This is a genomic window from Tessaracoccus sp. SD287, assembly GCF_017355265.1.
Taxonomy (GTDB): Bacteria; Actinomycetota; Actinomycetes; order Propionibacteriales; family Propionibacteriaceae; genus Aestuariimicrobium.
Window position 1 is genome coordinate 1 of record NZ_JADIJQ010000001.1, and the last position, 26,787, is coordinate 26,787.

At 69.1% G+C, this 26,787-nt stretch carries 24 protein-coding genes; 13 read left to right on the top strand and 11 right to left on the bottom strand.

What is annotated here, in order from left to right; translation table 11 throughout:
• Positions 1-175: 175 nt before the first annotated feature.
• From IPV09_RS00005 to IPV09_RS00015, 3 genes are all read left to right on the top strand, one after another.
• Positions 176-1,591: a deoxyribodipyrimidine photo-lyase gene (locus IPV09_RS00005; protein WP_207472783.1), complete on the top strand. Its 1,416-nt coding sequence runs from the start codon at positions 176-178 to the stop codon at positions 1,589-1,591.
• 31 nt (positions 1,592-1,622) lie between these two features.
• A complete protein-coding gene (locus IPV09_RS00010; RefSeq protein WP_207472784.1) occupies positions 1,623-2,672 on the top strand; it encodes a low specificity L-threonine aldolase in 1,050 nt (349 codons plus the stop codon).
• A gap of 88 nt (positions 2,673-2,760) precedes the next feature.
• Positions 2,761-3,216, top strand: a complete 456-nt coding sequence (locus tag IPV09_RS00015) for an SRPBCC family protein (RefSeq protein ID WP_207472785.1) — start codon at positions 2,761-2,763, stop codon at positions 3,214-3,216.
• Here IPV09_RS00015 and IPV09_RS00020 read toward each other — a convergent pair.
• From IPV09_RS00020 to IPV09_RS00035, 4 genes are all read right to left on the bottom strand, one after another.
• A complete protein-coding gene (locus IPV09_RS00020; RefSeq protein ID WP_207472786.1) occupies positions 3,159-4,085 on the bottom strand; it encodes a phosphatase PAP2 family protein in 927 nt (308 codons plus the stop codon). The genes IPV09_RS00015 and IPV09_RS00020 overlap by 58 nt on opposite strands.
• 34 nt (positions 4,086-4,119) lie before the next feature.
• Entirely contained in the window at positions 4,120-4,839 is a 720-nt protein-coding gene (locus IPV09_RS14020) for a (4Fe-4S)-binding protein (protein WP_242681019.1), read from the bottom strand.
• 38 nt (positions 4,840-4,877) lie between these two features.
• The gene (locus IPV09_RS00030) at positions 4,878-6,182 is read right to left on the bottom strand and encodes a cytochrome P450 (RefSeq protein WP_207472787.1); all 1,305 of its coding nucleotides are present in this window, start codon (positions 6,180-6,182) and stop codon (positions 4,878-4,880) included.
• A gap of 209 nt (positions 6,183-6,391) precedes the next feature.
• Entirely contained in the window at positions 6,392-7,567 is a 1,176-nt protein-coding gene (locus IPV09_RS00035) for an alpha-amylase family protein (protein WP_207472788.1), read from the bottom strand.
• 89 nt (positions 7,568-7,656) lie between these two features.
• On the opposite strand from IPV09_RS00035, the gene IPV09_RS00040 reads away from it, so the two are divergent.
• Both IPV09_RS00040 and IPV09_RS00045 read left to right on the top strand, forming a co-directional pair.
• The gene (locus tag IPV09_RS00040) at positions 7,657-7,998 is read left to right on the top strand and encodes a hypothetical protein (RefSeq protein WP_207472789.1); all 342 of its coding nucleotides are present in this window, start codon (positions 7,657-7,659) and stop codon (positions 7,996-7,998) included.
• 184 nt (positions 7,999-8,182) lie between these two features.
• Positions 8,183-8,329 (top strand): hypothetical protein, encoded by a 147-nt coding sequence (locus IPV09_RS00045; RefSeq protein ID WP_207472791.1) that lies wholly within the window; start codon positions 8,183-8,185, stop codon positions 8,327-8,329.
• 1 nt (position 8,330) lies between these two features.
• On the opposite strand, the gene IPV09_RS00050 is transcribed toward IPV09_RS00045, so the two are convergent.
• From IPV09_RS00050 to IPV09_RS00065, 4 genes are read right to left on the bottom strand one after another with little or no spacing between them, the layout of a single operon-like run.
• Complete coding sequence (locus IPV09_RS00050) at positions 8,331-8,957, bottom strand: maleylpyruvate isomerase N-terminal domain-containing protein (RefSeq protein WP_207472793.1); 627 nt, start codon at positions 8,955-8,957, stop codon at positions 8,331-8,333.
• Between the two features lie 48 nt (positions 8,958-9,005).
• Complete coding sequence (locus tag IPV09_RS00055; RefSeq protein WP_207472796.1) at positions 9,006-9,365, bottom strand: CrcB family protein; 360 nt, start codon at positions 9,363-9,365, stop codon at positions 9,006-9,008.
• Positions 9,365-9,823: a CrcB family protein gene (locus tag IPV09_RS00060; protein ID WP_207472797.1), complete on the bottom strand. Its 459-nt coding sequence runs from the start codon at positions 9,821-9,823 to the stop codon at positions 9,365-9,367. Before IPV09_RS00060 ends, IPV09_RS00055 begins: the two co-directional genes overlap by 1 nt.
• A gap of 39 nt (positions 9,824-9,862) precedes the next feature.
• Positions 9,863-10,924, bottom strand: coding sequence for a GNAT family N-acetyltransferase (locus tag IPV09_RS00065; RefSeq protein WP_207472798.1), 1,062 nt, complete (start codon positions 10,922-10,924; stop codon positions 9,863-9,865).
• Between the two features lie 91 nt (positions 10,925-11,015).
• Between IPV09_RS00065 and IPV09_RS00070 the strand changes: the two genes are divergently transcribed.
• Entirely contained in the window at positions 11,016-11,603 is a 588-nt protein-coding gene (locus IPV09_RS00070; protein WP_207472799.1) for a DUF4303 domain-containing protein, read from the top strand.
• A gap of 104 nt (positions 11,604-11,707) precedes the next feature.
• On the opposite strand, the gene IPV09_RS00075 is transcribed toward IPV09_RS00070, so the two are convergent.
• Complete coding sequence (locus IPV09_RS00075; RefSeq protein ID WP_207472800.1) at positions 11,708-16,438, bottom strand: NAD-glutamate dehydrogenase; 4,731 nt, start codon at positions 16,436-16,438, stop codon at positions 11,708-11,710.
• Positions 16,439-16,508: 70 nt separating this feature from the next.
• Positions 16,509-17,459 (bottom strand): DUF808 domain-containing protein, encoded by a 951-nt coding sequence (locus IPV09_RS00080; RefSeq protein WP_207472801.1) that lies wholly within the window; start codon positions 17,457-17,459, stop codon positions 16,509-16,511.
• A gap of 148 nt (positions 17,460-17,607) precedes the next feature.
• Here IPV09_RS00080 and IPV09_RS00085 point away from each other — a divergent pair, with 148 nt between their 5' ends.
• The 3 genes from IPV09_RS00085 (at position 17,608) to IPV09_RS00095 (ending at position 22,329) form a co-directional block, all read left to right on the top strand.
• The gene (locus IPV09_RS00085) at positions 17,608-18,708 is read left to right on the top strand and encodes an acyltransferase (RefSeq protein WP_207472802.1); all 1,101 of its coding nucleotides are present in this window, start codon (positions 17,608-17,610) and stop codon (positions 18,706-18,708) included.
• Between the two features lie 139 nt (positions 18,709-18,847).
• Positions 18,848-21,382: a circularly permuted type 2 ATP-grasp protein gene (locus tag IPV09_RS00090; RefSeq protein WP_207472803.1), complete on the top strand. Its 2,535-nt coding sequence runs from the start codon at positions 18,848-18,850 to the stop codon at positions 21,380-21,382.
• 11 nt (positions 21,383-21,393) lie between these two features.
• The gene (locus IPV09_RS00095) at positions 21,394-22,329 is read left to right on the top strand and encodes a transglutaminase family protein (RefSeq protein ID WP_242681033.1); all 936 of its coding nucleotides are present in this window, start codon (positions 21,394-21,396) and stop codon (positions 22,327-22,329) included.
• Here the strand turns inward: IPV09_RS00095 and IPV09_RS14515 are convergent.
• Positions 22,316-23,125, bottom strand: coding sequence for a transglutaminase family protein (locus IPV09_RS14515; RefSeq protein ID WP_207472807.1), 810 nt, complete (start codon positions 23,123-23,125; stop codon positions 22,316-22,318). The two genes, IPV09_RS00095 and IPV09_RS14515, sit on opposite strands and share 14 nt — an antisense overlap.
• 117 nt (positions 23,126-23,242) lie before the next feature.
• On the opposite strand from IPV09_RS14515, the gene IPV09_RS00105 reads away from it, so the two are divergent.
• From IPV09_RS00105 to IPV09_RS00120, 4 genes are all read left to right on the top strand, one after another.
• On the top strand, positions 23,243-24,634 hold the full coding sequence (locus IPV09_RS00105; RefSeq protein WP_207472809.1) for a glucose-6-phosphate dehydrogenase: 1,392 nt from the start codon (positions 23,243-23,245) through the stop codon (positions 24,632-24,634).
• Positions 24,635-24,774: 140 nt separating this feature from the next.
• Complete coding sequence (locus tag IPV09_RS00110; RefSeq protein ID WP_207472811.1) at positions 24,775-25,692, top strand: PAC2 family protein; 918 nt, start codon at positions 24,775-24,777, stop codon at positions 25,690-25,692.
• A 27-nt stretch (positions 25,693-25,719) separates the two neighbouring features.
• Entirely contained in the window at positions 25,720-26,406 is a 687-nt protein-coding gene (locus IPV09_RS00115; RefSeq protein WP_207472813.1) for a hypothetical protein, read from the top strand.
• Positions 26,403-26,777, top strand: coding sequence for a hypothetical protein (locus tag IPV09_RS00120; RefSeq protein ID WP_207472815.1), 375 nt, complete (start codon positions 26,403-26,405; stop codon positions 26,775-26,777). The genes IPV09_RS00115 and IPV09_RS00120 overlap by 4 nt, the downstream gene beginning before the upstream one ends.
• Positions 26,778-26,787: the final 10 nt, after the last annotated feature.

Consider the following 26,787-nt stretch of genomic DNA (forward strand, 5'->3'; position numbering starts at 1 on the left):
CTGCGCGCACGCCAGCCCCGAGATGCCGGCTCCCACCACCACGACGTCGAACGAGTTCATGACTGTCCCCCACTGTTGGCCGACGGTTCCACCCCGAACCTAGCCAGCCGAGCAACTCTCGACAAGGTTTTCCGCGGAGCCCGGGGTACCCGTCCCGGCCTCCTAGGCTGTGGCCATGACCGTGCTGCTGTGGCTCCGCGACGACCTGCGCACCGCTGACCATGAGGCACTGTCGGCCGCTGTCGAGGACGCCCGCCGCGCGGGCACCGGCGTGCTCGCCCTCTGGATCCGCGAGGAGGGTGCCCTCGACGACCACGGCGCGCCGCTGGGCCCCCGACCCCTGGGCGCGGCGACCCGGTGGTGGTACCACCGCAGCCTGCAGCTGCTGGGCACGCGACTGGACGGGCTGGGGGTGCCGCTGGTCTACGGACGCGGTGACGCGCGTCGGCTGGTGCCGGAGATCGCCCTCGAGCTGGGTGCCTCGTCGGTGCACTGGTCGCGCCGTTATGCCGTGGCGGCCCGCACACTCGACGCCGAGGTGAAGTCGGCCTTGGAGGCCGCCGGGCATGCCCCGAGCAGTCATGCCGGCGCCCTGCTGGTCGAGCCCTGGCAGGTGCAGACCGGCTCGGGTGGCAGTTACCAGGTGTTCACGCCATTTCACAAGGCTGCCTCGCAGCTCGAGGTGGCACCGGCGCTGGACGTGCCAGACCCGCTGCCCGCACCCACCGATGACCGTCTCGACGGGGCCGTCAAGGCTCTGCACGAGCGCGGAACACTGGTCGGCCTGGACGACCTGGGACTGCTGGACACCCACCCGGCCTGGTGGCGCGAGACCATTGCCCAGCATTGGCAGCCCGGCGAGGACGCGGCCGAGACGGCGCTGGCAGACCTCGCGCCGCGCATCGACGGCTACACCACCTCACGCGACCTGCTGGCCGACCCGGAGGCGACCAGTCGGCTGTCGCCCCGGCTGCGCTGCGGTGAGGTCTCACCCCGCCAGCTCATCCACGCCTCGAATGCCTTCACCGAGCTGGCCACCACCGACCGGACGGCCTGGCAACGCCAGCTCTACTGGCGCGAGTTCAGCTGGCACCTGACCTACCACCATCCCGACCTGCCCAACGCACCGCTGCGCCGGGAGTACGCCAGCTTCCCGTACAACCCCGATCCCGAGCTGCTGACGGCCTGGCAGCAGGGCCGCACCGGTCAGGACCTGGTCGATGCCGGCATGCGGCAGCTGTGGCAGACCGGGTGGATGCACAATCGTGCCCGGATGGTGACGGCGTCCTTCCTGACCAAGAACCTGCTGCAGCCCTGGTGGGAGGGCGAGGCGTGGTTCTGGGACACCCTGGTGGATGCCGACGAGGCCAACAACCCGGTCTCGTGGCAGTGGGTCGCCGGCTGTGGCGCGGACGCGGCACCCTACTTCCGGGTCTTCAACCCGGCGCTGCAACAGGGCAAGTTCGACCCTGAGGGAGGCTTCGTCGCGCGCTGGGTGGGCGACGACCACGTCCCGATGGTCGTCGACCTCAAGGAGTCCCGCCAGCAGGCACTGGACGCCTATGCCCTGTTCAAGGCCGACCGATCCTGAGGCCTCTCTCGCTGCCAGTACTGTGAGCGGCATGCCCGCTCCGCTCCATGACCCCACCAGCCACGGCTTCGCCTCCGACAACATCTCCGGCATCCACCCCGAGGTGCTCGAGGCGATCGCCGCGGCCAACACGGGCCATGTCCCCAGCTACGGCGCCGACCCCTACACCGCCCGACTCCAGGACGTCATGCGCCAGCACTTCGGCGGCCGGGCACAGACCTATCCCGTGTTCAACGGCACCGGCGCCAACGTGATGTCACTGGGCCTGCTGACCGAACGCTGGGACGCGGTGCTCTGCGCCCGCACCGCCCACATCAACTCCGACGAGTGCGGTGCCCCCGAGAAGCTCGCCGGCATCAAACTGGTCACCATCGACACCCCGGACGGCAAGCTCACCCCCGACCTGGTCGCCCACTACTCGCACGGTCGCGGCGACGAGCACCACGCCCAGGCTTCCGTGGTGAGCATCACCCAGTCCACCGAACTCGGCACCGTCTACTCCCCCGACGAGGTGCGTGGGCTGGCCGAAGCCGCCCACGACCGTGGGCTGGCGCTGCACATGGACGGCTCCCGACTCGGCAACGCCGCCGCCTCACTGGGCGGCGGGCTCGGCGATATCACCGCGGCCGCAGGCGTCGACGTGCTCAGCCTGGGCGGCACCAAGAACGGACTGCTGGGCGCCGAGGCCGTCGTGGTGCTCAACCCTGACCGGGTGCGTGGGCCGCTGTACCTGCGCAAGCTGCTGGGACAACTGCCCAGCAAGATGCGCTTCACCTCGGCCCAGTTGATTGCCCTGTACGAGGGCGACCTGTGGCACCGCTCGGCCGCCCACGCCAATGCCATGGCGGCCCGCCTGGCCGAGGGCGTCCGCGGACTGCCGGGGGTGAGGATCACCCGGGACGTCGCCGTGAACGCCGTGTTCGTCGTGCTGCCCCGACAGGCGGCGGCGCAACTTCGCGAACGATTCTTCTTCTACGACTGGGACGCGGCCTCTGGTGAGGTGCGCTGGATGTGCAGTTTCGACACCACCGAGGCCCACGTCGACGACTTCGTGGCCGCCGTCGCCGACGCGATGGCGTAGGGATTCCGAACGGGACGCCCGGCAGGGAGTGGTCGACGATCGTGGCCGGGACCGCCACAGCCGTCCCGTTCTGTGTTGTGCTGGGGACATGACCGAGACCAGCACTGTCAGCGCCTCGCGCGAGATTCCGACCGCCGCCACCGACATCTTCAACCTGTTGTCGAACCCTGTTCGCCACCCGGAGACCGACGGCACCGGTGGGGTCCGCTCCCTCGACCAGGGTGATCGGATCAAGGCGGTGGGCGACACGTTCCGGATGAACATGACCAATGACGAGGGCGACTACCAGACCGACAATGAGGTCTTTGCCTTCGTCGAGAACCGCGTCATCGGGTGGCAGAACCTGCGCAACGTCACCAATGGGGTGCAGGTGGGCGCCAAGTGGCTCTGGGAGCTGGAGCCCCTGGACGCGGGCACCACCAATGTCACCCTCACCTACGACCCGACCGAGATTGACGACCCGGCGGTGCGCTCGCTGGCCAAGAACTACGACGCCTCAGCGCTGGAGTCGTCCCTGGCGGGCCTGGCCGCGACCCTGGCCTGAATCGACGCCTGCGCGTCCGACCCGTCCATGGCGACGACCCGTGTGGTCGCGCTCAGGTACAGCCGATGGGCCGTGATGACCGCCGCCAACCACCCCGCGCCGAGCGCCCAGGCAGCCAGCACGTCGGTGAACCAGTGGTGCCCCAGGAAGACCCGGCTGACCCCGATCGTGAACGCGAACAGCGTCGCCACCAGCACGGTCAGCACCCTGGAGAACCGCCGGTGCTGCCGGAGCACCAGCAGGTAGGCGACGACGCCGGCGATCACGGTGGCATTGAGCGTGTGACCCGACGGGAAGGACGCCGAGTGCTCATAGGGCGGCACCGCGTCGGCGAGCGAGGGTCGGGCGCGACCCAGCAACTGCTTGCCGGCGATCGTCATCAGCAAGGATCCGGCGCCGGCGGCAGTGATGAGGATCACGGGTGTCCAGGAGCGACGGATCAGGGCCAGGGCCGCCATGGTCGCTGCTGCCAGGATCGGCATGATCACCACGCCCCCGATGTTGGTGTAGTCGGTGGCCAGTTCGTCCAGCGCCGGGGACCGCAGCCGCAGCATCATCCTCAGCAGCGGATGGTCCAGCCGGGCCACCCCGTCGGCCTCCACGACCGACTCGTAGACCTCGGAGGCCAACCACGTCATCATCGTCGCCGTGCCGGCACCAAGGGCCAGGATCAGCACCAGGGTCTTCTTCAGCCCGAGGGCCAGACCGGTCCGTTCCACGATGTCGACCAGCCACTGTCCCAGCCGGGTGTTCCAGCGGGTCAGGTCGCGCCCACCCACCTGGGTGTCGACGCGCACCTCCCCGACGGTCCCCTTCTCGGCGGTGCCGTCGTCGACGTCCCCGACGTCACTGGGATGTGGCTTGTCCATGGTCGGCCCCGCTCTGTTGGCTATGTCCGAGAGGTCAGCCTAGGTCGCGACGCCCCTCCACCGCCGGTTCCGGAGCATCCATGACATCCGATCGGCGAGGGTCGGTACCGACGGCGCTGCCGTGCTCCACGATCTGCAGGGCCCCGGTCGGGCAGGTGCCGACCACCCGCCGCAACTCGTCGGCCTCCCCCGCGGTATCGGCCACCGAGGGATTGACCCAGGGCCGCCGGGAGGTGTCGAACACCGAGGGCATCCCCCCGGTGCAGTTGCCCGAATGGATGCACAGGCTGCCGTCGAAGGTCACGTCCACGATCGGCCCCGTGTACAGCTTGCGGGTCTTCTCGTCGCGGGGGTCGGCGGGTTTGTCCGGCTTGCTGGCTGCCCGGGCCACGGCCACCGCACCGACGGCGGCACCGGACGCGTCGTTGACCACGGCGAAGGTCATCTCGACGTAGGCGGGCTCACCGCTCAGCGTCAACGCCCTGGTCAGCCGCGCCCTGCCGTCCGAGGCGAGGTGCCCCGACTCCATGGCGGCGGTGAAGCCGTGGTCGTGGCCGCTGCGGAACTTCTCGGGGATGATCAGGTCGACCGACTGCCCCAGCGCCGCTTCGGGAGCCCAGCCGAAGATCTCGACGCACTTCTGGTTCCAGACCCGGATGATGCCCTGCCGGTCGATCGCGATGATCGCGTCGCCGGCCTGGTTGGTGGTCTCGGCCAGCAGCACGTCGTGCCCGGTGACTCCTGTGTCCAACATGCCCCCATGGTGCCCGGGCGGTGGTGGAGAAACCAGCATCAGCCGCCGTTCGACACGATGCCGCTACCGCGCGGCTCCTTGGAGACGATGCCGCCGCTGCGCGGCTTGGTCGGCATCTGCGACAAGTCCACGTCCAGCCCCTCGGGGTGGATCGTCACCCCGGGCTCGCACAGGGCCGCGATCATCGTCGCCAGCGAACTGATCGCAATCTTCTCTCCCGGGCAGCGGTGGCCCGTGTGCACGTCGCCGCCACCGTGCGGGATGAAGGCCTCCAGCGACTCGTAGTCGTCGACCCCCAGGAAGCGGCCCGGGTCGAAGTCACCAGCCCGCTCCCACTCCTGGGGGTCGACATCGGTGCCCAGGACGTCGATGAGGACCCGCTCCCCCTCATGCACCTGGTGTCCGTCGACCTCGAAGTCGGTGCGGGCGAAGGACGGGAGCATGGGCACGAACGGGTAGAAACGGCGCACCTCCTGGGCGAACGCAGTGGCCTTGGGTCCGTCGACCAGCGTGCCCCGGTCACCGGTCTCGGCACGGATCTCGTCGCGCCACACCGGGTGGTCGTGCAATGCCTTGGCGGCGAAGGCGGCGAAGCGTGCCACCGCGATGTGCGGACGAAACGTGTTCTGCATTTCGATGCCGGCCAGCTTCGGGTCCAGCAACTCGCCGTTCTCGCGATGATTCGCCCACTCGTACAGCGAGGTCCCCGGTGCCGCGGTGCGGGTGCCGGCCCGCTGCTCACGGATCACCGTGGCGCACCAGCGGTCGGTGCGACGCCGGTTCACCCACGAGACCAGGTGGTCGGCGTTGAGGTGGGCAAAGCCCTCGACGATCTCGCCCAGGCGTCGAGCCTGCACGTCCAGGTCCGCGTCGCGCCCCTCAATGCCGGCCCAGCGCATGCTGGCCCGGCCGTAGGCGATCACCGCCGAGTCGTAGACGCTGTCGGGGTGCTTCGTCCAGCGCTGGACGGCTTCACGGACTTCGGCCTCGACCATCGGCTTGATCCTGGCCACCTGCTCGTCGTCGTAGCAGACCCTGACGAAGGTCTGCTTGCGCAGCCGGTGGGCCTGGTCGTCCAGCGTGTGCACCGACTCGTTGCCGAACAGCGATCCCTGGATGGGGGTCGGCATGGCACCGGCCCGCTTGACCTTGGACTCGTCGTAGAAGATGCGCACCCCGGCAGCACCGCGCAGGACGGTGGCCGGTCGGCCCAGCAGCCGCACCGCCAGCGGACGGGCGTCGTCGTCGCCATGGCGTTCCCGACGCAGTTTCGAGGTGAAACGGTAGCCGTCGCGCAAGAAACGCAGCGAGTCGTCGTGGAGCGGACAGCCGGTGCCAGTCATGGAAATCTCGTCCTCGGTCAGCGTGCGGTGCAGGGATGTCGTGCCCTTTCCACCATAGGCGCAGACCGTACGGCCCGTGCCGGACGCCGACAACGCACCAGTCGGACCCGGATTACCCGGGCTCCGCTGATTTACCCGACGTCCTTCCCGGGTAGATCGGACCAGCCCGGGTAGATCGGACCAGGCCGGGTAGACCGGACCAGCCCGGATCAGCCTGCCGACCAGGTGAAGGTTTCCCCGCCGTCGACCTGCACCCGGGCACTGGCCACGGGGGCCAGCCGAATCTCGACCTCGAGTCGCTCCCCCGGGCCACCCACGCATTCATAGGTGATCCACTCGTTCTCCTTGTCCAGCACGCCCACCCGCGCCCGGGTCAGCCACGAGTGGCGGCGGCGCAGTCCGATCAGGTCCTGGTGCAGATCGAACAACCACCGCCCCACCCCCGCCAGTTCGGAGGGGTCGGCCGGCAGCTCGGGTCGCAGCGGATCATCGGCCCGGAACCCCTCGGTCTTGGTTCCCCTGAAGCCCTGCTCGTCGCCGTAGTAGATGCTGGGCATGCCGGGCAGGGTGAGCAGCAGCACCGCCGCCAATGCGGCGCCGTCGTCGCCGACCAGGCTGGCGATGCGGTCCACGTCGTGGTTGCCGACAAAGGTGTTCAGCACGTGCTCGCGGGAAAAGGCGTCGTGGCGTTCCAGCGTCCAGGCCAGTTCCCAGAAGTTGGCGTCGTGCAGGGAGCTCCAGATGGCCTTCCACAACTCGTACTGGGTGAGCGAGTCCAGGCTCGTCTCGCTCAGGATTTGGTCGTACTCGCCGTGGATCACCTCGCCCAGGAAGACGGCGTCGGGGAACTCGGCACGCACCCGCGGCAGCACAGCCTGCCAGAACTCGGCCGGCACGGCGTAGGCCACGTCCAGGCGCCAGCCGACGATGCCGCGCCTCAGCCAGTGCGTCATCACCTCCACCACCAGGTCGACCACCGCCGGGTTGGCGTGGTCCAACTCGGTCAACGACTCGTGCCCCTCCCACGCCGCCGAGGTGCCCAGCGACGCCGCCAGCCGGTGCTCTCGACCGACATGGTTGAACACCCCGTCGAGCATGACCATCAGGCCGCGGTCACGCGCCGCCGCCACCAGGTGGTCGAAGTCGCCGTCATCCCCCAGCCGGGGGTCGATGCGGAAGTAGTCCAGGGTGTCGTACCCGTGGCTGGCGGACGCGAAAATGGGTGCCAGCAGCAACCCCGAGCAGCCCAGGTCAATGGCGTAGTCGAGCCACGCCTCCAGTCGTCGCAGCCGGTGGTGCTCACCGGGTTCGTCGGGGTCATGGATGGGTGCCCCAACGGCACCGAGTGGGTAGACATGCCACCAGATGGCGTGGTCAATCAGCATGCCCCGACGCTAACCCACCCATCGGCACCCCCGCGGCGGGCATCGACGTAATGCCCCACCGTCTGACGCTGACGTGCAAGGCTGAGGTCATGACTGAGGACCCGAATGAACTGTCCCGCGAGGACGCCGAACTGCTGGAACAGGCCGAACAGCAGGTGAACCCCACGTCCTCCGAGGTCACCACTGAGGACCTGTCGTCCGATGACCTGCTGGCCAACGAGGTCGCGCCGGCAGACCTCGAACAGGACCGCTCCGGAATCCGTGACTTCCAGGCAGATCTGGCCCAGCCGGAGCGCCGTGACTCGATCGAGGAGCGCCTTGACCAGGAGGAGCCCGACCCCGATTCCGACATCGTCCCCACCAGTGACCAACTCGAGGACGAGCTGCCGGGGGACGAAGAGGACCTGCCCCTGCTGAACGACGAGGACTGACGTCCCCCAGGACTGATGCCTAGGTCCCCCGACCCCACTGGTTGTCTGGTCGCCGTGGACGTGGCACTAGCCGAGGGCGCCTGCCACAGTGGCCAAGCCACCACGGCAGGCGGAGACGGCCACCGTGGCACCGAGGATCCGCAAAATGCCACGCTGGCTGACGCGGGCGTGCAAGGCTGAGGTCATGACTGAGAACCCGAACCCCCGTGAAGAAGAGCTGCGCCAGGTGCAGTCGGACTCCACCCAGCAGGAGGCCCCGCAGCACGAACAGGACGACGAGAAGTTGTTGGGTGATGAAGAAGAACTGCCGCTGATGCCCGAAGAGGACTGAGTCAGCGCATCAGGCTGTAGTCGGCCGCCAGCGGCACCCGTCCGGTGGCGGCCTCCAACAATGCCACCGCCATGCCCCGCTGCACCGCCACCTGACCCAGCAGGGACAGAGCCGGAACCGTCGCTTCGACGAGCTCGGGCGGCGGTTCGGTCCCGAGGGCCCGGGCCAGGTCCAAGCCGTGGACGACGAGCTCCAGGTTGCGGGTCCGCAGGAACTCCCGCAGCGCCAGGGTGCCGAACCGGCTGCTGACCAGCCGGTTGTCGGGCGCCTCGTCCAACGCCTCGCGGGCCGCCGCGGCGGCCTCCCGCGCCGCCGCCGCCAGACTCACCCCCAGTTCGGCGGCGTCGTTGCGGGCCCGTTCCTCGACGCCGGGGTGCACACCGGGTGCGGTCAGCCCCTCCACCAGGTACTGCACGGCGCTGATCGGTGACTGACCCGTCGGCTCGTCGTCGGCGAGCGCCTTGCTCAGGACCGTCCAGGCTCGGATGGTGTGGGCGGTGAGCTCGGCCAAGTTCCAGTTGCCCAGACCCGGACGGTCGGCTGCATCCTCGGGCACCTGGTCGATCAACGACAGGGCGGCCCGGGTGAGCCGGGTGAACCATTCACGGCTCGCGGTGAGATCGGTCATGCCTCATCCTGCCCCGACCCGCGCGGACTCGACAAGGGGCCCACCGAATCAGGGCGCCAGCGTCCATCCGAAGGCGGCGGCTGCCACGCAGAGCACCGCCATCAGCGCCACCAGCCCCAGCCCGGCCCAGCGGCGCTGCTCCACCACCAGCCGGGCGGACTCGAGCATCGCGGTGCTGAAGGTGGTGAACCCGCCGAAGAATCCTGTGCCCACCAGCGCCATCACCAGCTCGGAGTGTCCCGCCCACCATCCGTACAGCAGTCCCAGGCCCAGGGAGCCCAACAGGTTCACCGCCAGCGTGCCGATCGGGACCGAGGTGCGGCGCAGTGAGGTCACCACGCCGTCCACGAAGAACCGGGCCGCGGCACCCAGACCGCCGAACACGCCCACCAGCAGCATCGTCAGCATCAGGACCGCTCCAGCGGGGCCCCGAGCAGGGTGCGCCGTCCAGGACTGGCCAACCACAGGCCGAACAGGGCCATCAGCAGACCCCCGAGCAGGGTCAGCACCGCGTACAGCAGCGCCAGCACGGGCTGCCCGGTGCGCAGCAGGTCCACCGTCTCCACGGCAAAGGCGCTGTAGGTGGTGAACCCGCCCATCAGCCCGGTGCCCAGCGCCAGACGCAGCGGCAGGTGGCCCCGGCGCAGCCGCCCCAGAAGCTCGAGCATGACCGACAGGACGAGGGCCCCGACCAGGTTGACCAGCAGCGTCGACCAGGGCCAACCGCCTGGTTCACGGCGCACCACCTGTCCCAGGGCGGCCCGCCCCCAGGTGCCGACGGCCCCGCCGGCCGCGACCAGCGCCAGCATGGAGGGACGCAGGTACGCCGGGTGTGCGGCCGACGGGGCAGCGGGAACAGAGCTCACCCCCGGCACTCTAGACCGGGGGTGGGCCCGTCGGGCACGTCAGGCGTTCTGGTAGGCGACCTCGCGCAGCAGCACGCGGTAGCCCATCTTCTCGTTGATGCCGATCATCGGGTCGTTGACGTGGCTGTTCCAGGTGAGTTCGCGGAGCAGCTGGGGTGCCTGCTCACTGATCACCCGATGGGTGGCCGCCTTCAGCGCCAGACCGAGTCGGTGTCCCCGGTGTTCGGGCATCACCAGGGTGTTCTCCTGCCAGACCAGGGTGGTGCCCGGGTTGTTGCGGTACTGCAACTCCGAATGCCCCACCAGGCTGCCGTCGGGTGCCACCGCCACCGCGATGACCGGGACGATGCCGGTGCGGTCCTGCCGGTCAAAGGCGATCTGCAGCCGCTTCTCGTCGTAGTGCTGGGGTTCCAGCTCGACGTCCTCGTCCGGCTCGTCCAGGTCGAGCTGGGTGAGCAGGGCCCCGTAGCGCAGCCAGTGCTCCCGGGGCGGGTGCCCGTGCCAGACCTGAATGCTGTAGTCGCCGAGGTGGGGTGCGGCCTCGGCCTCCATCGCGTCGAGGACCTCTGCCGGGACGGGAAGGTCGAGCAGCCGTGCCACCGCCACGTTGCGGCGGGTCAGACCCAGTCGGGCGGCGATCCTGTTGATCGGCAGACTGGGGTCGTCGACGTCAGCTTCCGCGTCGGTCACGGTGCCGTAGGTGGTCAGCCGTGGCCGACCGATCTGCTCGCGCTGGGCCTCGAGCTCGTCCAGCAGCCGGGAGGCAATGCCACGTCCCCGGTAGGGCGTCAGCACCTCGACGTGGAAGTGGATCATGTCCAGGTTCTCGTTGAGCGGCACATTGAGTTCCAGTTGGCCGACCATGACCTCCTCTCCTGAATCCGTGGGCAGGAAGGCCCCGAAGGTGCGGATGTCCCAGTAGTCGGTGGGGGTCATGTTCGTCGCCTGCTGCTGGGTCGTGCGAACGTCACGGCCGCCGAGGGTCTCCTCGATGGCGGCCATCTCGAAGGCGGCGCAGGCCTCGACGTCGGCGTTCGAGGTCGGCTGCAGCCGTCGAAGCGTGAGCGTGGGCGAAGGGATGGGGCTCTGGGTGCTGGTCACGGCTCCACAGTCGCACCGCGGACCTGCCGTGATCAACTGGATTTCCCACCCTTGGCGCGCGGCGCACCACGGTTCGATCTAGCCTTGGGGCATGTCGCAGTCAGCTGATCTGGTCCATGCCGAACTTCGGGATCTGTACGAGCGGATGGTGGCCTGTTTCGTGGCCACGATCCCGCCGATGCTCGCCAGTCACGCCGACGAGGACCTGTACGCGCTGGCCGTGACCACCGACAGTGACGTCACCACCTGCAGACTGCTGGCCCACACCGAGGAGGCGCTGGCCGCCATTCCCGAGGTCGACGACGAACCCGAGTACTACCGCTGGTGGCCGGACGAGTGGTCGATCCACGACTGGGAGGTCGACCCGGAGTCCGGGGCCGAGACCACCACCGACCTGAGCCGCGACCTGTTCGACCTCGAACGGACCGCCACTGCCTCCGGCATCATGGTCAACGACTGGCACAAGGCCGCCCGCGACATTCTCCAGGCGGCACTGGGACACGAACTGGTGGCCCAATCGGTGACCAACATCAACCCGGATTGGGCCCCGGTGCTGTTCGTCGCCGACACCGACGGCGACCAGCAGCCCACCCTGGACAGCATCGACCAGTTGAATGCCGAGCATCCCGACCCCGAACTGGTCGCCGCCGCCAGGACCTTCTTCGCCGAGAACAGCTGACCCCACTGGTCCCTCCCGACAGCACATCTCTCCTGATCGGCCAGTGTCGGCGCTGCGTGAGGTGAGTCCACAGCCTGAATCCGGGCGAGTTCAGGTCACAGGCTTCACCTCTGGATGTCGCGAAGCGCCCTCAGGCTGACCGAGACCGGGGCCAGTCCCCCGTGTTCGACCTGCAGCGCCTCCTGGATCGTGGACAGCGCCGATTCGATGGCCACCGCATGATCGGTCCACCACTGGTCGACGTCACCGCCGTCCTCCAGCACGCCACCCACCAGTTGCCCCAGCACCAGGTGGGCGTCCAGACTGCTGGAGGTTCGTGCCATCGCGTCCCAGCGACCGGCATGACCCAGGTCGTCAATGGCGTCGAGCAGGTCGCCCACCTGCAGCCGATGCTGCAACTCGAACCAGATGCGCAGCACCCGGGGCACGTCGGTGGCATGCTGTCCGGCCAGGTCGACGGCGTCCAGCACCACGTAGGACGCGGCCAGCCCGGCCGCGTGGTGGGCCAGGTCCTCGGGCACGTTCCAGTCCAGGAATTGCTGGACGTCGGCCTCGTACTCCTCGGCCAGTCGCCCCTGCAGCAACTCGCGCACTCGTCCGCGCAGTTCAGTGGCCGCCGGTCGGTAGCGTTCGACGTAGTCGGTGATGTCGCTGAGGTCCCCCTGCAGCAGGGTGCGTCGCACGGCGCGGTCGAGCAGGCGCCGGAAACTCAGGTACAGCTCTGCCTGCGCCCGGGTCGGGGCCACGTTGTCGAGCGACTCGACGGCATGCATGTACTCGTTCAGCCCGAAGACCTCACGGCAGGCGATGAAGGCCCCCACGACGTCGGCCTCTTCGGCACCGGTCTCCTCCATGGCCCGGAAGACGAAGGAGACCCCGCCACGGTTGAAGACGTTGTTGGCCACCGCGTTCGCCACGATCTCGCGACGCAGTGGGTGCTGCTGGATCTCGCCGGCGAACCGACGACGCAACTGTTCGGGGAAGTAGTCGACCAGGACATGGTCGAAGTAGGGGTCATCCAACAGGCCGGTCTCCAGCAGGTGGGACTTCACCTCGATCTTGGTCCAGGCCATCACCACGGCAAATTCCGGCGAGGAGAGTCCCATCCCGAGACTGGCCTGGCGTTCATCCAGTTCGGCGTCGGTGGGCAGCGCCTCCAGGTCGCGGTTCATCCCGACAGAGGCCTCCAGGCTGGCCATCAGCCGCTGGTGCGGCCCGACCATCTGCGCGTCCTGGGTGCGCGCATTGCCCACCAGGACGTTCTGTTCGTAGTTGGTCCGCAGCACGTGCTGGGCAACCTCGTCGGTCATGTCCACCAGCATCCGGTCACGCTGCTTCTGGGTGAGGTCACCGGCCCTCATGGCCTGGTTGAGGACGATCTTGATGTTGACCTCGTGGTCAGACGTGTCGACCCCGGCCGAGTTGTCGATGGCATCGGTGTTCACCCCGATGCCCGCCAGCGCCGCCTCGACGCGTGCCCGCTGGGTGAGGCCCAGGTTGCCGCCCTCGCCGATGACCGCCACCCGCAGGTTGCTGGCATCGACCCGCACCGCGTCGTTGCTGCGGTCGCCCACCTGGTCGTGGCGCTCGTCGGTGGCCTTGACGTAGGTGCCGATGCCTCCGTTCCAGAACAGGTCGACCGGTGCCTCCAGCACGGCCTTGACCAGCTCCGCAGGGGTCAACCGGGTGGCGCTGATGCCCAGCGCGTGGCGCATCGGTCCGGTGATCTCGATGGACTTGGCGTCCCGGGGCCACACCCCGCCGCCCTCGCTGATCAGGGTGCGGTCGTAGTCGTCCCAGGACGAGCGGGGCAGGGCTGCCAACCGCTGCCGCTCCCCGAAGCTGACGGCGGCGTCCGGGACGGGGTCGACGAAGACGTGGCGGTGGTCGAAGGCCGCCACCAGCCGAATGTGGGGTGAGCGCAGCATGCCGTTTCCGAACACGTCACCGGACATGTCCCCGACGCCGACGCAGGTGAAGTCCTGCGCCTGGGTGTCAAGGCCGCGTTCCCGGAAGTGTCGCTTGACCGATTCCCAGGCGCCGCGGGCGGTGATGCCCATCGCCTTGTGGTCGAAGCCGCGCGAACCACCCGAGGCGAAGGCGTCACCGAGCCAGAAGCCGCGCTCCAGGGCGATGGCATTGGCCAGGTCGGAGAAGCTGGCGGTGCCCTTGTCCGCCGCCACCACCAGGTAGGGGTCGTCCTGGTCGTAGCGCAGCACCTGCTCGGGGGGCACCACGGTGGTGCCGACACGGTTGTCGGTCACCGACAGCATGGCGGTGATGAACTGCTGGTACGCGGCCCTGCCCTCGTCGAGCCAGGCGTCCCGGTTGGTCGTCGGCGAGCCGGCCCTGCGGGCGAAGAAGCCGCCCTTGGCCCCGGCGGGGACGATGACGGCGTTCTTGACCACCTGCGCCTTGACCAGGCCCAGGATCTCGGTGCGGAAGTCCTCGCGACGATCGGACCAGCGCAGTCCCCCGCGGGCCACCGACCCGAAGCGCAGGTGCACCCCCTCGACGCGGGGGCCGTGCACCCAGATTTCGCGGTACGGCCGCGGCTCGGGTGCCAGCGGCAGGTCACGGGTGGCCAGCTTGAGCGCGAGTGCCGGCTCGGGCCTGCCCGCGGCGTCACGCTGGTAGTAGTTCGTCCGCAGGATGGCGGCGATGACCTGGCAGCAGCCGGTCAGGATGAACTCCTGGTCAAGGGAGGGCACCGCGTCGACCAGTTCGTCCAGGTCGGCGCGCACCTGCGCCACGGCCGCGGCGCGTTCGTCGGGGTCGGTGAATCGCTCGGGGTCCAACCGCGACTCGAAGAAGTCGACCAGCAGTCCAGCCGTGCGGGGGTTGGCGTGCAGCACCTGCTGCACCAACGAGGTGGAATAGCTCAGCCCGAGCTGGCGCAGGTAGGCCACCACCGTACGCAGGATGACCACCTGCCGGACGGTGAGGCCCGCGCTGAGCACCAGGGACTGCAGCGGGTCGGAGTCGACCTCACCGAGTCGGACGGCCCGCACGGCGTCCTGGAAGCGGCTGGCGGCCTCGGGTGCGGCCCAGTGCTCCTCGTCGGTGAGCAGCCCCAGGTCGAGCAGGAACTGCGGCTCTGCCCCCGTGGGGTGGACCACGTGGGGGTGTTCATCGGTCACGGTGACGCCCAGGTCGTTGAACATGGGCAGCAGGTCGGACAGGGTCGCCGGCGCCGAGAGGTACAGCTTCAGCCGCCGGACGCCGTCGGGGGCCCCGGTCGGGCGGTACAACGTCAGTCGCAGCGGCTCCTCGCGCAGGGCATCGAGTTGGAAGGCGTCCCAGGCACCGATCCGGGCCGTCGCCTGCTCGGTGTAGTTCTGGTTGAAGGCGCCGATGTAGCGTCCGGCCAGGGCGTCCCCGTGGTCCTCGCCGAACTCAGCCACCAGCGCAGCCTGGAACTCCTCGTTCCAGTCGCGCCCGATCTCGTCGATGAGTCGCTCCAGTCCGTCACGGTCGATGGCCGGCACGCTGCTGCCCGGCGCCATCCGCACCGTGAAGTACAGGACGGCCAGCGGCGAATTGGTGACCTGGGTCTGGTACTCGACCGACTCGCCCTCGACGGCGTTGAGCAGCAGCCGGGTGATCTGCAACCTCGAGGTGGTCGAGTAGCGGTCCCGGGGCAGGAAGACGATGAAGGTGGCGTAGCGCTGGAAGGGTTCGACGTCCACGAACAGCCGCGACTGCGGGTGCGAACCCAGCTCGCGAATTTCCAGCGCCGTCTGGGCCAGCTGGGCGGCCTCGGCGTGGAAGAGCTCCTGTCGGGGATAGCTGTCGATGACCTGCATGAGTTCACGGCCGGCATGGGAATCGCGCTGCACCTCCAACTCGGCCAGCACGCGTTCGACGGTCTCCCGCACCAGTGGGATGCGCGTGGTCGACCCGGTGTGCAAGGTGTTGGCCAACGCGCCCACGAAGCGCTCCTCGGCGACGGGGGTTCCGTCGGGGCCCAACAGCTTCACCGCGACGATGTCGTTGTGCCGCCCCGGCAGCAGGCTGGACGGGTGGCCACCCTTGGTGACGATGACCTGCCGGTCGTGCCAGGCGGCGCGCCGCAGCGCGGTGTCCAGCGGCAGGTCGGCGGCATCCAGCAGCCGCCGGGCAATGCCCAGGCGCGAGTCGGTGACCGCGCGCACCTGGTCCCCGTCGATGTCGTAGCGGACACTTCCCAGGAAGGTGAACTCGTCGTCGGACAGGAACCGCAGCAGGTCGGCAGCCTCACGGTCGGCGACGTGGTTGGCCGCCTGCCACATCCGCGACGACATGGCCCCCCAGTCGTCGACGGCGGTGCGCACGTCCTGCAGCACCCGATGGATCGTCTGTTCCAGGTGCGCCGCAGCGCCGGGTTCGTGCAGCCGTGGAATGTGCAGGTGGATCCACGACTCGTCGTCATGGGAGTCCTCCTCGCTGGCGGTGCGGGGACTCACCTGCTGCAGCCGGCCCCCGGCGTCGCGGGTCACGGTGAAGATCGGATGGAACAGGTCAATGACGCGGTGCCCCAGTCCCTCCAGTGCGCCGCGCACCGAGTCGACCAGGTAGGGCCGGTCCTCGGTGACGGTCTCGACGACGCTGGCGCCCACGGCCCAGCCGTCGCGCGCCACCGTGGGGGTGAAGACGCGGACGAGGTCCTGCCCGGGCTGGCGCTGCTGGGCCAGCACCAGGTGGCCCACGGCGATGCCGAACAGGTCCTCGGCGCGGTGGTTGGACAGTCTGTCGGTGGGCACCAGCTGGTAGTAGCTGGTCAGGTAGTCGGGGTCGACCTCGCCGTGGGATCGGATGGCCCGGGTGATGGCATCACGTTCGGTGCCGTTGATCATGGTTGCTGGTCCTTTCGCGCGCCAGTGCGCTGGTGTGTCCCTGCACCAGCAGCCTAGCCAGCGGCGAGGATCAGTGTGCGGGCTCCTCCACCGCGGCGGGGTCGTGGGGATCCTTGCGCCCGAACGGCAGGAAGTGCAGCACGAGCACGATCAGCCCGCCGACCACCAGCCCGACCAGCGCCGAGTAGAGGGTGTCGACCAGCCACGCCAGCGCACCGCCGATTCCGGGCACCCCGTGGGCCGGGTCGGCCAGGAAGTGCGCCAGCTCGTAGGGGCCGTGCCAGCCCAGGGTGTTGGTGCCGCTGACCAGGATGTGTCCGCCGACCCACAGCATGGCGATCATGCCGACGAAGGACAGGACGTTGAGCAGCACGGGCATGCCGTTGACCAGCATGCGGCCCAGCTTCTGGGTGCCCTCGGCGTCCTGGTTGGTCATGTGCAGGCCGATGTCGTCCATCTTCACGATCAGACCGACGACCCCGTAGACCAGCACGGTGATGGCCAGGCCGACGACCAGCAGGGCGAGCAGCTTCGTCCAGATGCCGAGGTCGCCGCCGACGGAGTCATTGATGGTGTTCAGCGAGATCACCAGGATCTCGGCCGACAGGATGAAGTCGGTGGTGATGGCGCCCTTGACCATCAACTTCTCGTGGTTGGGGCCCACCTCGACGACCGGCTCGCCGTCCTTGTGCCCACCATGACCGGAGACCAGTTCGTAGACCTTTTCAGCGCCCTCGAAGACGAGGTACAGGCCGCCCAGCATCAGCAGCGGGGTCAGGACCACCGGCAGGAAGGTGTCCAGCAGCATCAGCAGGGCGATCAGGATCGCCTTGTTCACCAGCGACCCCTTGGCGATGCGCCAGATGATCGGCAGTTCACGTGCCGGGGTGAAGCCCTCGACGTACTGAGGGGTGACAGCGGCGTCGTCGACGACGACGGCGACCGCCTTCTTGCCCGCGAGCGCGGTCATCTTGGCGATCACGGCAACGTCATCGAGCAGAGCGGCTAGACCACCGGCCACGGCACTACCTCCGGGTGTGTTGAGGGAAGATCCCCAGCAAGTTACCACCCCAACCGGTGTCCACCGTCGCACATGATGTCCTCGGAGACCTAGGGTGGACGGGGCCCTGCGGGGTCCGCCGCACCCGCCAGACCCCAGGAGACTCGCTGTGAGCGCCACCCCACCACGCCTGGTCTACCCCGACCTGCTGCGCATCATCGCCATGCTCGCGGTGGTCACCCTGCACGTGGCCATGCGTGACCTGCAGCGGGTGAGGTTGGGTTCGGCCGAGTGGCAGCTGATGAACCTGTACGACGGTGCGGCCCGCTGGTGCGTCCCGATCTACGTGATGGTCTCGGGGCTGTTCCTGTTGCGACCCGGCAGGAACGCCGACGACCTGCGCACCGCCTATCGCAAGACGTTCGGACGGGCCCTGCGGCTGGCATCGATCCTGGTGATCTGGTCGCTGGTCTACCAGGTCTTCCTGCTGCGGGCCACCCGAATGCCCCTCACCCCCAGGGGTGCGGTGGCCGGCCTGTGGGACATGTGGTTCGGCCCCATCTACTACCACCTGTGGTTCCTGTACATGCTCGTCCCGCTGTACTTCCTGGCCCCCCTGGTGCAGTTGTTCATTGCCCGCACCGAACCCCACCACTGGCGCACCGTGGTGGTCGTGCTCGGCATCGGCGGGCCGGTGCTGACCTTCGTCACGTCACTGGTGGCCATCTACAGCGGTCAGGGCATGTACCGCCCCATGCCCGAGTTCAGCGGCTACCTGTTCTACTTCTTCCTGGGCTGGTGGCTGGGCCAGACCGAGTGGTCGAGCAGGCAGCGACGGGGGCTGTACCTGGCCGGACTGCTCGGGGTCACCATCAACGTCGGAGGCACGGCCTGGGCCTCGTCGGCCACCGGCACGTTCAATGAGACCTTCTACAACTACCTCACGCTGCCGACCGCGGCGGCGGCCATGGCGATCTTCGTGGCCGTCAAGCAGGTCGCGGCCGGACTGGACCCCTCACCCCGGATGCGCCGCCTGGTCGAGCAGTTCAGCGCGGTCACCCTGGGCATCTACCTGATCCACCCGGCGCTGATCGAGACATTCTTCCGGCTCAGCGACCTCACCGTGCGGCAGGCACCCGTCCCGGTGGTGGTGATGGTGCCGGCGGTGTCGCTGCTGGTCTTCGTGGCCTCGATGCTCGGCGCCTGGGTGGCGCGCCGGGTGATCCGTGCGCTGCCCCGGGGCAAGGACTGGGTGGGCTGGGTGATGTGAGCAGTCCAGCCCGGCACCCGACATGCGGCCCGGTCACTGTGCCTGCACCCACGCAGGAGGCTATCGTCAGGACGAAATCCGCTGACCGAACGCAGCCGCGGCTGCCTTCGTCCATGGTCGTCAACCAGAAGGAGCGCGGATGAGTGCCGAAGAGCTTGGCTGGGCGTCGTCCGCGCTGGCCACCTATGCGACCCTGGCCGAGGCCGATGGGCCCGGCGTGGCGCCGCACTGGGACGAGGTGGTCGGGCCCGAGGGCGTTCGGGACCCGCAGCAGATCGTCGCGGCGGCCGTCGAAGGGATGGGGACGGCCGGCCTGCTGGCGGCGCGGTCGGAGGCCCGACGACTCGTCGCCGAGGACGGCGTCCACTACGGCGGCACCCTGCGCCCGCGGCACTGGTCCCTTGACCCGATCCCGATGGTCATCGACAGCGACGAGTGGGCGGGTATCGAGGCCGGCGTCACCCAACGGCTGCAGGTGCTCAACGCCCTGCTGGCCGACATCTACGGCGAGCAGCGGCTGCTGCAGCGCGGGGTGCTGCCGCCCGAGATCATCTTCGCCCACGAGGACTTCCTTCACCAGGCCCACGGCGTGCCGGTCGCCGGCAACCACCACCTGAGCGTCGTCGGCACCGACCTGGCCCGCGGCCCCGACGGGCAGTGGGTGGTGCTGTCCGACCGGACCGCGGCCCCTTCCGGTGCGGGCTACGCCATGGTGAACCGGCGGATCACCTCCCGGGTGATGGCCAACCTGCACCGCGGCACCCGGCTGCGCCGACTGCGTGGCTACTTCACGGCGGTGCGGCACAGCCTGCTGGCGGCCGCCCCCGACGGCCCCGGCACCCCCCACGGAGCGCTGCTGTGGTCCGGGTCGGCGTCCGAGACCGCCTACGAGCAGGGCTTCCTGGCCACACTGCTGGGCTACTCCCTGGTCGAGGCCGACGACCTGGTCGTGCGCGATGCGGCGCTGTGGGTCCAGGACGGCGACCACCGGTCCCGGGTTGACGTGCTGCTGCGCCGCGTCGACTCGTCCTTCTGTGACCCCCTGGAGTGGCGGCCCGACTCCCAACTGGGCGTCGCCGGCCTGCTCGAGGCGTCGCGGCAGGGAAACCTGAGCATCGCCAACCGGTTGGGGTCGGGGGTCCTGGAGAACGCCGGGTTGTTGGCCTACCTGCCCCAGATCACCCGTGAACTACTCGGCGAGGACCTGCTGCTGGCCTCCAGCCCCACCTGGTGGTGCGGCGACCCGGTCCAGCGCCAGCACGTCCTGGCCAACCTCGACGTGCTGGTGGTCAAGCCACTGCGACGCCGCAGCGATGGCCCGTCACGTCCGGGATGGACCCTGTCCAGCTCCGAGCGCGACGAACTGTCCCGGCGGATCCAGCAGGAGCCGTGGGCCTGGGTCGGGCAGGACCCGGTGATGCCGTCGACCACACCGCTGGTGACCGCGACTGGACTGGTGCCGCGGCGCACGGTGTTGCGCACCTTCGGGGCCGCCACCGACGACGGCTACACGCTGATGCCCGGCGGTCTGGCCCGGGTGGCTGCCGACGATGACTCCTGGCGGATCGCCAGCAGCAACGGTGCCATCGCGAAGGACGTCTGGGTGCTCGACTCCGAGCAGTCCGTCCCGGCCACCCTGGCCCTGCCCTCGGCGCACGAGCGCAGCCTGTGGGTCGAGGGCAGCGATCCCCGCCCGCTGCCGCCTCGCGTCGCCGACAACCTGTACTGGTACGGGCGCTACGGCGAACGCGTCGATGCCACCGCACGGCTGCTGGCCCAGGCCCTCGACCTGTCCGAGGACTACGGCAACCGGGTCGGTTCCACCGGCTTCCAGGTGCTGCAGCTGATCCGCGAGGCCGTCTCGTCCATCACGGACCTGCCACCGCACGAGGAGGGTTCCCCGGCCTCGTCGCGACAACTGCTGCGCCGTGCCGCCACCGACCCGCTGGTGGTCGGCAGCCTCGCCCACGACATCACCAGTCTGGTCCGTGCCGCCCACGAGGTGCCCGACACCCTCTCGGCGGGCGCCTGGCCACTGCTGAGCGCGTTGGAACGGGCCATGGCCAGTGGCGAACAGAGCCTGGAACTGGACGACGTCACCGGCGCCACCATGGCCCTGGCCGGGCTCAATGCCGAATCCATGGTCCGCGACAACAGTTGGGCCTTCATCGATGCCGGTGTCCGGACCGAACGTGCCAGCAATGCCCTCTCGCTGCTGGTCGAGGTCTTCGGCACCGAAGTGCCGATGTCCGTCGAGGACCAGGCCGGCGAGGCCGTGATGGCCATCTGCGAGTCGCTGATCACCCATCACCGCCGGGTCGCCATGGGCGGCTCCCCCACCCGTCCACTGCATTCGGCGATGGCGCTGCTGGTGCTGGACGAGTCCAACCCACGCTCGGTCGCCTTCCAGTTGCGCCATCTGGTCGCCGACCTGCGCCTGGTCAACGACGACGTGGTGGCCGGGGACGTCGAGCAGGTGCTGGCCGACCTGGCGTCGAACGCCGTGCTGCTGCTCACCGGGGACCGCGGACCCATCGTGGAGGTCCTGGTCGCCGCCGAGCAGACGATGCGCGAGACCTCCGAGGCCATCACCAGGCGCCACTTCGCCCGGCCGACGCCGCGTATCTTCCGCCAGGCGTCCTGGCTGACGCCCACCCCACCCAGGCAGGTGTGACCGTGAGCAGGATGTTGCAGACCGCCGAGCACCTCACCCCGCGGCGTTACCGGGTCGTCCACACCACCCGCTACCAGTACAACGGCGACGTCACCGGATGCTACGAGCGGGGCCTGCTGGGCGCCCGTGACACCCCCTCACAGCGGGTGGTGCATTCGGCCTACCGCGTCGACCCGCCGGCGGCGACCGCCTTCGAGCACGTCGACTACTTCGGCAACCTGTCGCACTACCTCGAGATCCAGTCCCGGCACAGCCAGCTGGCGGTCACCAAGGACCTGCTCGTCGACGTGGCGTGGCCACGCATCAGCATGGACCACCTCAACCAGTGGACGGTGCAGCAGGCCGCCGACGCCCTGCGGGGGAACCTTCGTCTGGGCGTGGAGCGCAGCCTGTACGCAATGCCCTCGGCGAAGGTGGCCACCACCGAGGAGGTGGTCGACTACGCACGCTCCCGGCTCAGCGCCGACCAGGGGCTGGGTGACGCCCTGGAGGCCCTGACCCTGGGCATCTTCGAAGAGTTCACCTACCGACCCGGGGTGACCACCACCCGCACGACCCTGACCGAGCTGCTGGCGCTGCGCCAGGGCGTCTGCCAGGACTTTGCCCACCTGGCCATCGGGTGCCTGAGACTGTTCGGGCTGCCGGCCCGCTACGTCAGCGGCTACATCGAGACGATGCCGCCACCGGGCCAGCCAAAACTGGCCGGTTCGGACGCGACCCATGCGTGGGCCTCGGTGCTGGCACCCGACGGGCGCTGGATCGACATCGACCCGACCAATGCCCACTTCGCCGACTCCCGGTACGTCGTCAGCGGCTGGGGTCGTGACTTCGCCGACGTCTCGCCGCTGAAGGGGGTCATCTTCACCGAGGCCAACACCTCGTCGTTGAGCGTCGGGGTGGACGTGATCCGGATGCCCGAGCCAGTCAGCCCACTCAGCCCAGTCTGACCAGGGCTGCGGGGTCATCGACGGGCAGGTCACCCTCGACGGTGGCCGTCACCGACATCCTGCGCAGCGTGGTGCGTCCCGACACGGTCGTCATGAACGCCGTGTCCGAGGCGTCGCGCCCGGTGGCGATCCTCACCATGGGTTGCCGCGGCGCCAGGCCGGTGGCGTCGATGACGTGCCAGGCCCCCTCGATCCACACCTCGGCGACGGCGTGGAAGTCCATGGGCTGCAGCCCGGGAGCGTAGACCGAGACCAACCGGGCCGGGATGTTCATGGCCCGGCAGAAGGTGATCACCAGGTGGGCCATGTCCCGGCAGACCCCCTTGCGGGACAGGTAGGTCTCCAGCGCCCCGTCGACGACGCGACTGCTGCCCAGGGTGTAGCGAATCCTGGTGTTGACCCAGACCCGGATGGCGTCGACCAGGGCCATGCCGGTCAGGTCCCTGAAGTGGGTCCAGGCGACCTGTCCCAGCCGGTCGGAGTCGCAGTAGCGGGAGGGGCGACCGTACAGGATCTCCTCGGCCTCGCCGTCGTCCATCGATGAGGCCTGGGCGCCCACCACAGCGGTGTAGGTGACCACCAGCTCGCCCACCGGGATGGTCCGCGCCCGGTGCAGCCGCACGTGCGAGTGGGTGTCGATCTCGTGGAACTCGACGGGGACCCCGTCGACCAGCATGGTCAGCTGCTCGCTGACGGGACGGTGGGTCGAGGCGACAGCGACGGAGAAGACGATGTCGGCGGGGGCTGTGATGGTCACATCCAGCTGGGAACCGAGGTGGCGCAGGGGCGGGGTCACCGCGCCACTGTAGGCGTTGCGGCGAGCGCGCGCATCCGGCGGGCATCCCGACCAATCGCCCACCCGCCACCCGGGGCACGCCATAGAGTTGGTGTGCCGCTCACCGAAAGGTCATCCATGACCACCGAAGACCGTCGCCGCACGACCACCACCCTGGTCATCCTGGGTGCCTCCGGCGACCTGACCCACCGGTTGTTGCTGCCCGGGCTCGGAACCTTGTTGACCCAGCGTCCGCACCACGACCTGCACCTGGTCGGTGCCGCCGCCGACGACCTCACCGACGAGCAGTGGCGTGAGCGGGTGCGCCAGGGCCTGTCGGACGGCGCCTGCCAGCGTGAGCGCATCGAGGCGGTGGTCAAGCACACGTCCTACCGGCGGATGGATGCCACCGACGCCACCGCCCTGCAAAGTCTGCTGCACGACCTGGCCGATCCCGAGCGTCCGATCATCCTGTACTTCGCCCTGCCGCCGTCGGTGAGCCAACGCGCCTGTGAGGCCCTGCGCCACCTCGACCTGCCCAGCAACCTGCGGCTGGCCATCGAGAAGCCCTTCGGGTCGGGCTACGAGTCGGCGGTGGCCTTCAACCAACTGCTGACCAGCCTGGTGCCCGAGAAGCAGGTCTTCCGGGTCGACCACTACCTGGGTAAGGCCACCGTGCTGAACCTGATCGGGCTGCGGTTCAGCAACCGGTTCTTCGAGCCCACCTGGAACGCCACGAACATCGAGCGTGTCGAGATCATCACCGACGAGACCCTGGCGCTGGAGGGCAGGGCCGGCTACTACGACCATGCCGGCGCCCTCAGGGACATGCTGCAGAGCCACCTGCTGCTGGTCATGTCGCTGGTGGGCATGGAGGAGCCGGCCTCGATCGACGAGGTCGAACTGCGCGACCTGATGGTGCACACCCTGCGGGCCACGCACCTGTGGGACGACGACCCGGTCGCCGCGTCCCGGAGGGCCCGCTACGTCGCCGGCCACGTCGACGACCGCCAGATCCCGTCCTACGCCGACGAACCGGGCGTCGACCCATCGCGGATGACCGAGACCCTGGCCGAGGTCATCGTCGAGATCCGCAATGCGCGCTGGACCGGCGTGCCGATCCGGTTGCGTTCCGGCAAGGCTCTGGGCGACGGTTTCCGAGGCATCGTGCTGAAGTACCGTCCGATCGTGCACCCGGTGACCGGCTTCCACAACACGCCCGCGCCCAATGTCCTGTCCATCGGCATCGCGCCGGAGACCCTGTCCCTGGCCATCACCACCAATGCGGCCGGCGACCGGTGGGACCTGGAGAACACAGTGATGCACAGTGAGTTGGGCGAGTCGCCGATCAGGCCCTACGGCGAAATCCTGGACCTGATCCTGGAGGGTGACCCGCTGCTCAGCGTCCGCGGCGACATGGCCGAGGAGTGCTGGCGGATCCTGGGACCGGTGCTGGACGCCTGGCAGCAGAACCTGGTGCCGTTGGACGAGTACCGGGCCGGTTCGACGGGCCCCAGCACCTGGCGCTGAGCCGTCGAGGTGCTGCCGCGCGACGGTAGACTGGCCACTGACAAGGCACACCGGGAATGTTGCGGGGTCCACTGGTGTTGATGGAGTGTGCCTGTCCATCAGTTCGTTCCGTCAGCAGTGACCCCAGCAGGAGGTGCGTCATGATCGATCCAGAGGGCCTCTTCCAGGCCGAACCGCATGTCGACCTGCAGACCGTCCGTGCCCGGACGTTGCTGGTCACGATGACATCCTTCGTCGACGCCGGCCAGAGCCAGCAGTTGATCGATCGACACCTGCTGGACGCCTTCGCCCACCACAAGCTGGGCCAGTTCGATGTCGACGAGTTGATCGACTACCGCGGCCAGCGCCCGGTGCTGATCTTCGACGCCGACAAGTTCGTGGAGTACCAGCAGCCCCGCATCGACCTGCACCACCTGGTCGACGAGTCCGCCGTGCCCTTCCTGCTGTTGCGTGGCGTCGAACCCGACCTGCGCTGGGAGAAGATGATCCGCTCCGTCAAGTGGGTGATCGACCAGACCGCCGTGGAGCGCGTCGTCCTGGTCAGCGCCATCCCGATGCCGGTGCCCCACACGCGCCCGGTCGTCATCACCCGTCATGCCAGCAGTCCCGACCTGATCCCGGGCAACCAGCCCATGTTCGCCCGGATGGCCACCGGTGGCGCGTTCCCGAGCCTGCTGGAGTTCCGTCTGGGCGAGGCCGACGTCCAGGTCATCGGGTTGACCGCCCACGTGCCGCACTACCTGGCCCAGGCGGAGTTCCCGGACGCCGCGATCGCCCTGATCAAGGCCTTCAGCCAGGCCACCGGACACACCATTCCCACCACCGAACTCGCGATTCGCGCCGGCATCAGCCGCGCCGCCATCTCCCACGAGGTGGAGAGCTCCGAAGAAGCGACCGGTCTGGTGCACGCCCTGGAGGAGCAGTTCGACAGCTTCCACGAGGAACTGAAGTCCACCCCTCCCCTGACGGCCAGCCCCGAGAACCTGCCCACCGGCGACGACATTGCCGCCGAGGCGGAGGCCTTCTTGCGGGCCCACCGCAGCGACGGACTTGAATAGTGCAGCTTGAGGGCTTAACCTTCTGGAATGAAGTCTGAGTCCTTCACGCTTGCTGGCGGGCGCTGGCTGGCTGTCGTCAACATTGACCAGCGTCGCAGCCGCTCCTCCCCCGACCGGGTTCCCGAGCTGTTGGCCGACCTGTCGAGCCTCGACGTCCTGCTGGGCCCTGAACGCACCGTCGGCGACGAGGTCCAGTTGCTCACCAGCAGCGCGGCCGCGGTGGGCCATCTGCTGGAGACGGTCGCCCGCGGCCAGGACTGGCGAGTCGGGATCGGTCTCGGGCCCGTCGAGACGCCGCTGCCCACCAGCGTCCGGGAGGCCCGCGGCCCGGCCTTCCTCGCCGCCCGGGAGGCGATCCAGACGGCCCACTCCTCGCCGACCAACCTCGCCCTGGTCGCCGCCCCCGGCCGTGTCGGCGTCGACGACTACGCTGTCGGTGAGCGGGATGCACGCCGAGCCAGGCGTGTGACCGAGGCCAATGTCGTCGCGAGTCTGCTGCAGCACCTGTGGAGTCGCCGGACGCAAGAGGGGTGGGACGTGATCGACCAGTTGCGCCGCAGCGGCACCGGCCGGGCGGCGGCCGAGCGTCTCGACATCTCCGCCTCAGCAGTCTCCCAACGGCTGCGCACCGCCGGATGGCAGCCGGGTGAACAGGGCCGCGAGCTGCTCGAATCATTGCTGGACGAGGCGCTCACCGGCGGTGAGGCGTCGTGAACCGCTGGGGCGAGTTCGGCGTCGATGCGGGCATCACCCTGGTCATCGGGGCACTGCTGGTGCTGTTCGGCGTCCGCTTCGTCGACCGCTTGCTGCGGTTTGCCAGCAATGAGCCCCGCAGCGCCGCCGACAAGCTGAAGGGCGGCGCCTGGATCGGCGCCCTGGAACGGCTGGCCACCTACGTCAGCGTCATTGCCCACTTCCTGCCCGGGCTCGCCATCATCCTGGCGGTCAAGGGTCTGGCCCGCTACCCCGAGTTGCGGGCCAAGGACCCCGACGTCGCCGAACGCTTCATCATCGGAACCTTCGTCAGCGTGCTGCTGGCGGTGGGCGGCGCCGCCCTGACCCTGTGGCTGACCAGCCTCACCTGAGGACGACATC

Bases quoted from the DNA above. Each gene is read 5' to 3' on its own strand.
- IPV09_RS00070 (WP_207472799.1), top strand. From the start codon at position 11,016: ATGTCGCAGTCAGCTGATCTGGTCCATGCCGAACTTCGGGATCTGTAC.
- IPV09_RS00030 (WP_207472787.1), bottom strand. From the start codon at position 6,182: ATGACTGGCACCGGCTGTCCGCTCCACGACGACTCGCTGCGTTTCTTG.
- IPV09_RS14020 (WP_242681019.1), bottom strand. From the start codon at position 4,839: ATGTTGGACACAGGAGTCACCGGGCACGACGTGCTGCTGGCCGAGACC.
- IPV09_RS00020 (WP_207472786.1), bottom strand. From the start codon at position 4,085: ATGGACAAGCCACATCCCAGTGACGTCGGGGACGTCGACGACGGCACC.
- IPV09_RS00010 (WP_207472784.1), top strand. From the start codon at position 1,623: ATGCCCGCTCCGCTCCATGACCCCACCAGCCACGGCTTCGCCTCCGAC.
- IPV09_RS00040 (WP_207472789.1), top strand. From the start codon at position 7,657: ATGACTGAGGACCCGAATGAACTGTCCCGCGAGGACGCCGAACTGCTG.
- IPV09_RS00090 (WP_207472803.1), top strand. From the start codon at position 18,848: ATGAGTGCCGAAGAGCTTGGCTGGGCGTCGTCCGCGCTGGCCACCTAT.
- IPV09_RS00105 (WP_207472809.1), top strand. From the start codon at position 23,243: ATGACCACCGAAGACCGTCGCCGCACGACCACCACCCTGGTCATCCTG.
- IPV09_RS00045 (WP_207472791.1), top strand. From the start codon at position 8,183: ATGACTGAGAACCCGAACCCCCGTGAAGAAGAGCTGCGCCAGGTGCAG.
- IPV09_RS00005 (WP_207472783.1), top strand. From the start codon at position 176: ATGACCGTGCTGCTGTGGCTCCGCGACGACCTGCGCACCGCTGACCAT.
- IPV09_RS00050 (WP_207472793.1), bottom strand. From the start codon at position 8,957: ATGACCGATCTCACCGCGAGCCGTGAATGGTTCACCCGGCTCACCCGG.
- IPV09_RS00110 (WP_207472811.1), top strand. From the start codon at position 24,775: ATGATCGATCCAGAGGGCCTCTTCCAGGCCGAACCGCATGTCGACCTG.
- IPV09_RS00095 (WP_242681033.1), top strand. From the start codon at position 21,394: ATGTTGCAGACCGCCGAGCACCTCACCCCGCGGCGTTACCGGGTCGTC.
- IPV09_RS00035 (WP_207472788.1), bottom strand. From the start codon at position 7,567: ATGCTGATTGACCACGCCATCTGGTGGCATGTCTACCCACTCGGTGCC.
- IPV09_RS00075 (WP_207472800.1), bottom strand. From the start codon at position 16,438: ATGATCAACGGCACCGAACGTGATGCCATCACCCGGGCCATCCGATCC.
- IPV09_RS00055 (WP_207472796.1), bottom strand. From the start codon at position 9,365: ATGCTGACGATGCTGCTGGTGGGCGTGTTCGGCGGTCTGGGTGCCGCG.
- IPV09_RS00015 (WP_207472785.1), top strand. From the start codon at position 2,761: ATGACCGAGACCAGCACTGTCAGCGCCTCGCGCGAGATTCCGACCGCC.
- IPV09_RS00115 (WP_207472813.1), top strand. From the start codon at position 25,720: ATGAAGTCTGAGTCCTTCACGCTTGCTGGCGGGCGCTGGCTGGCTGTC.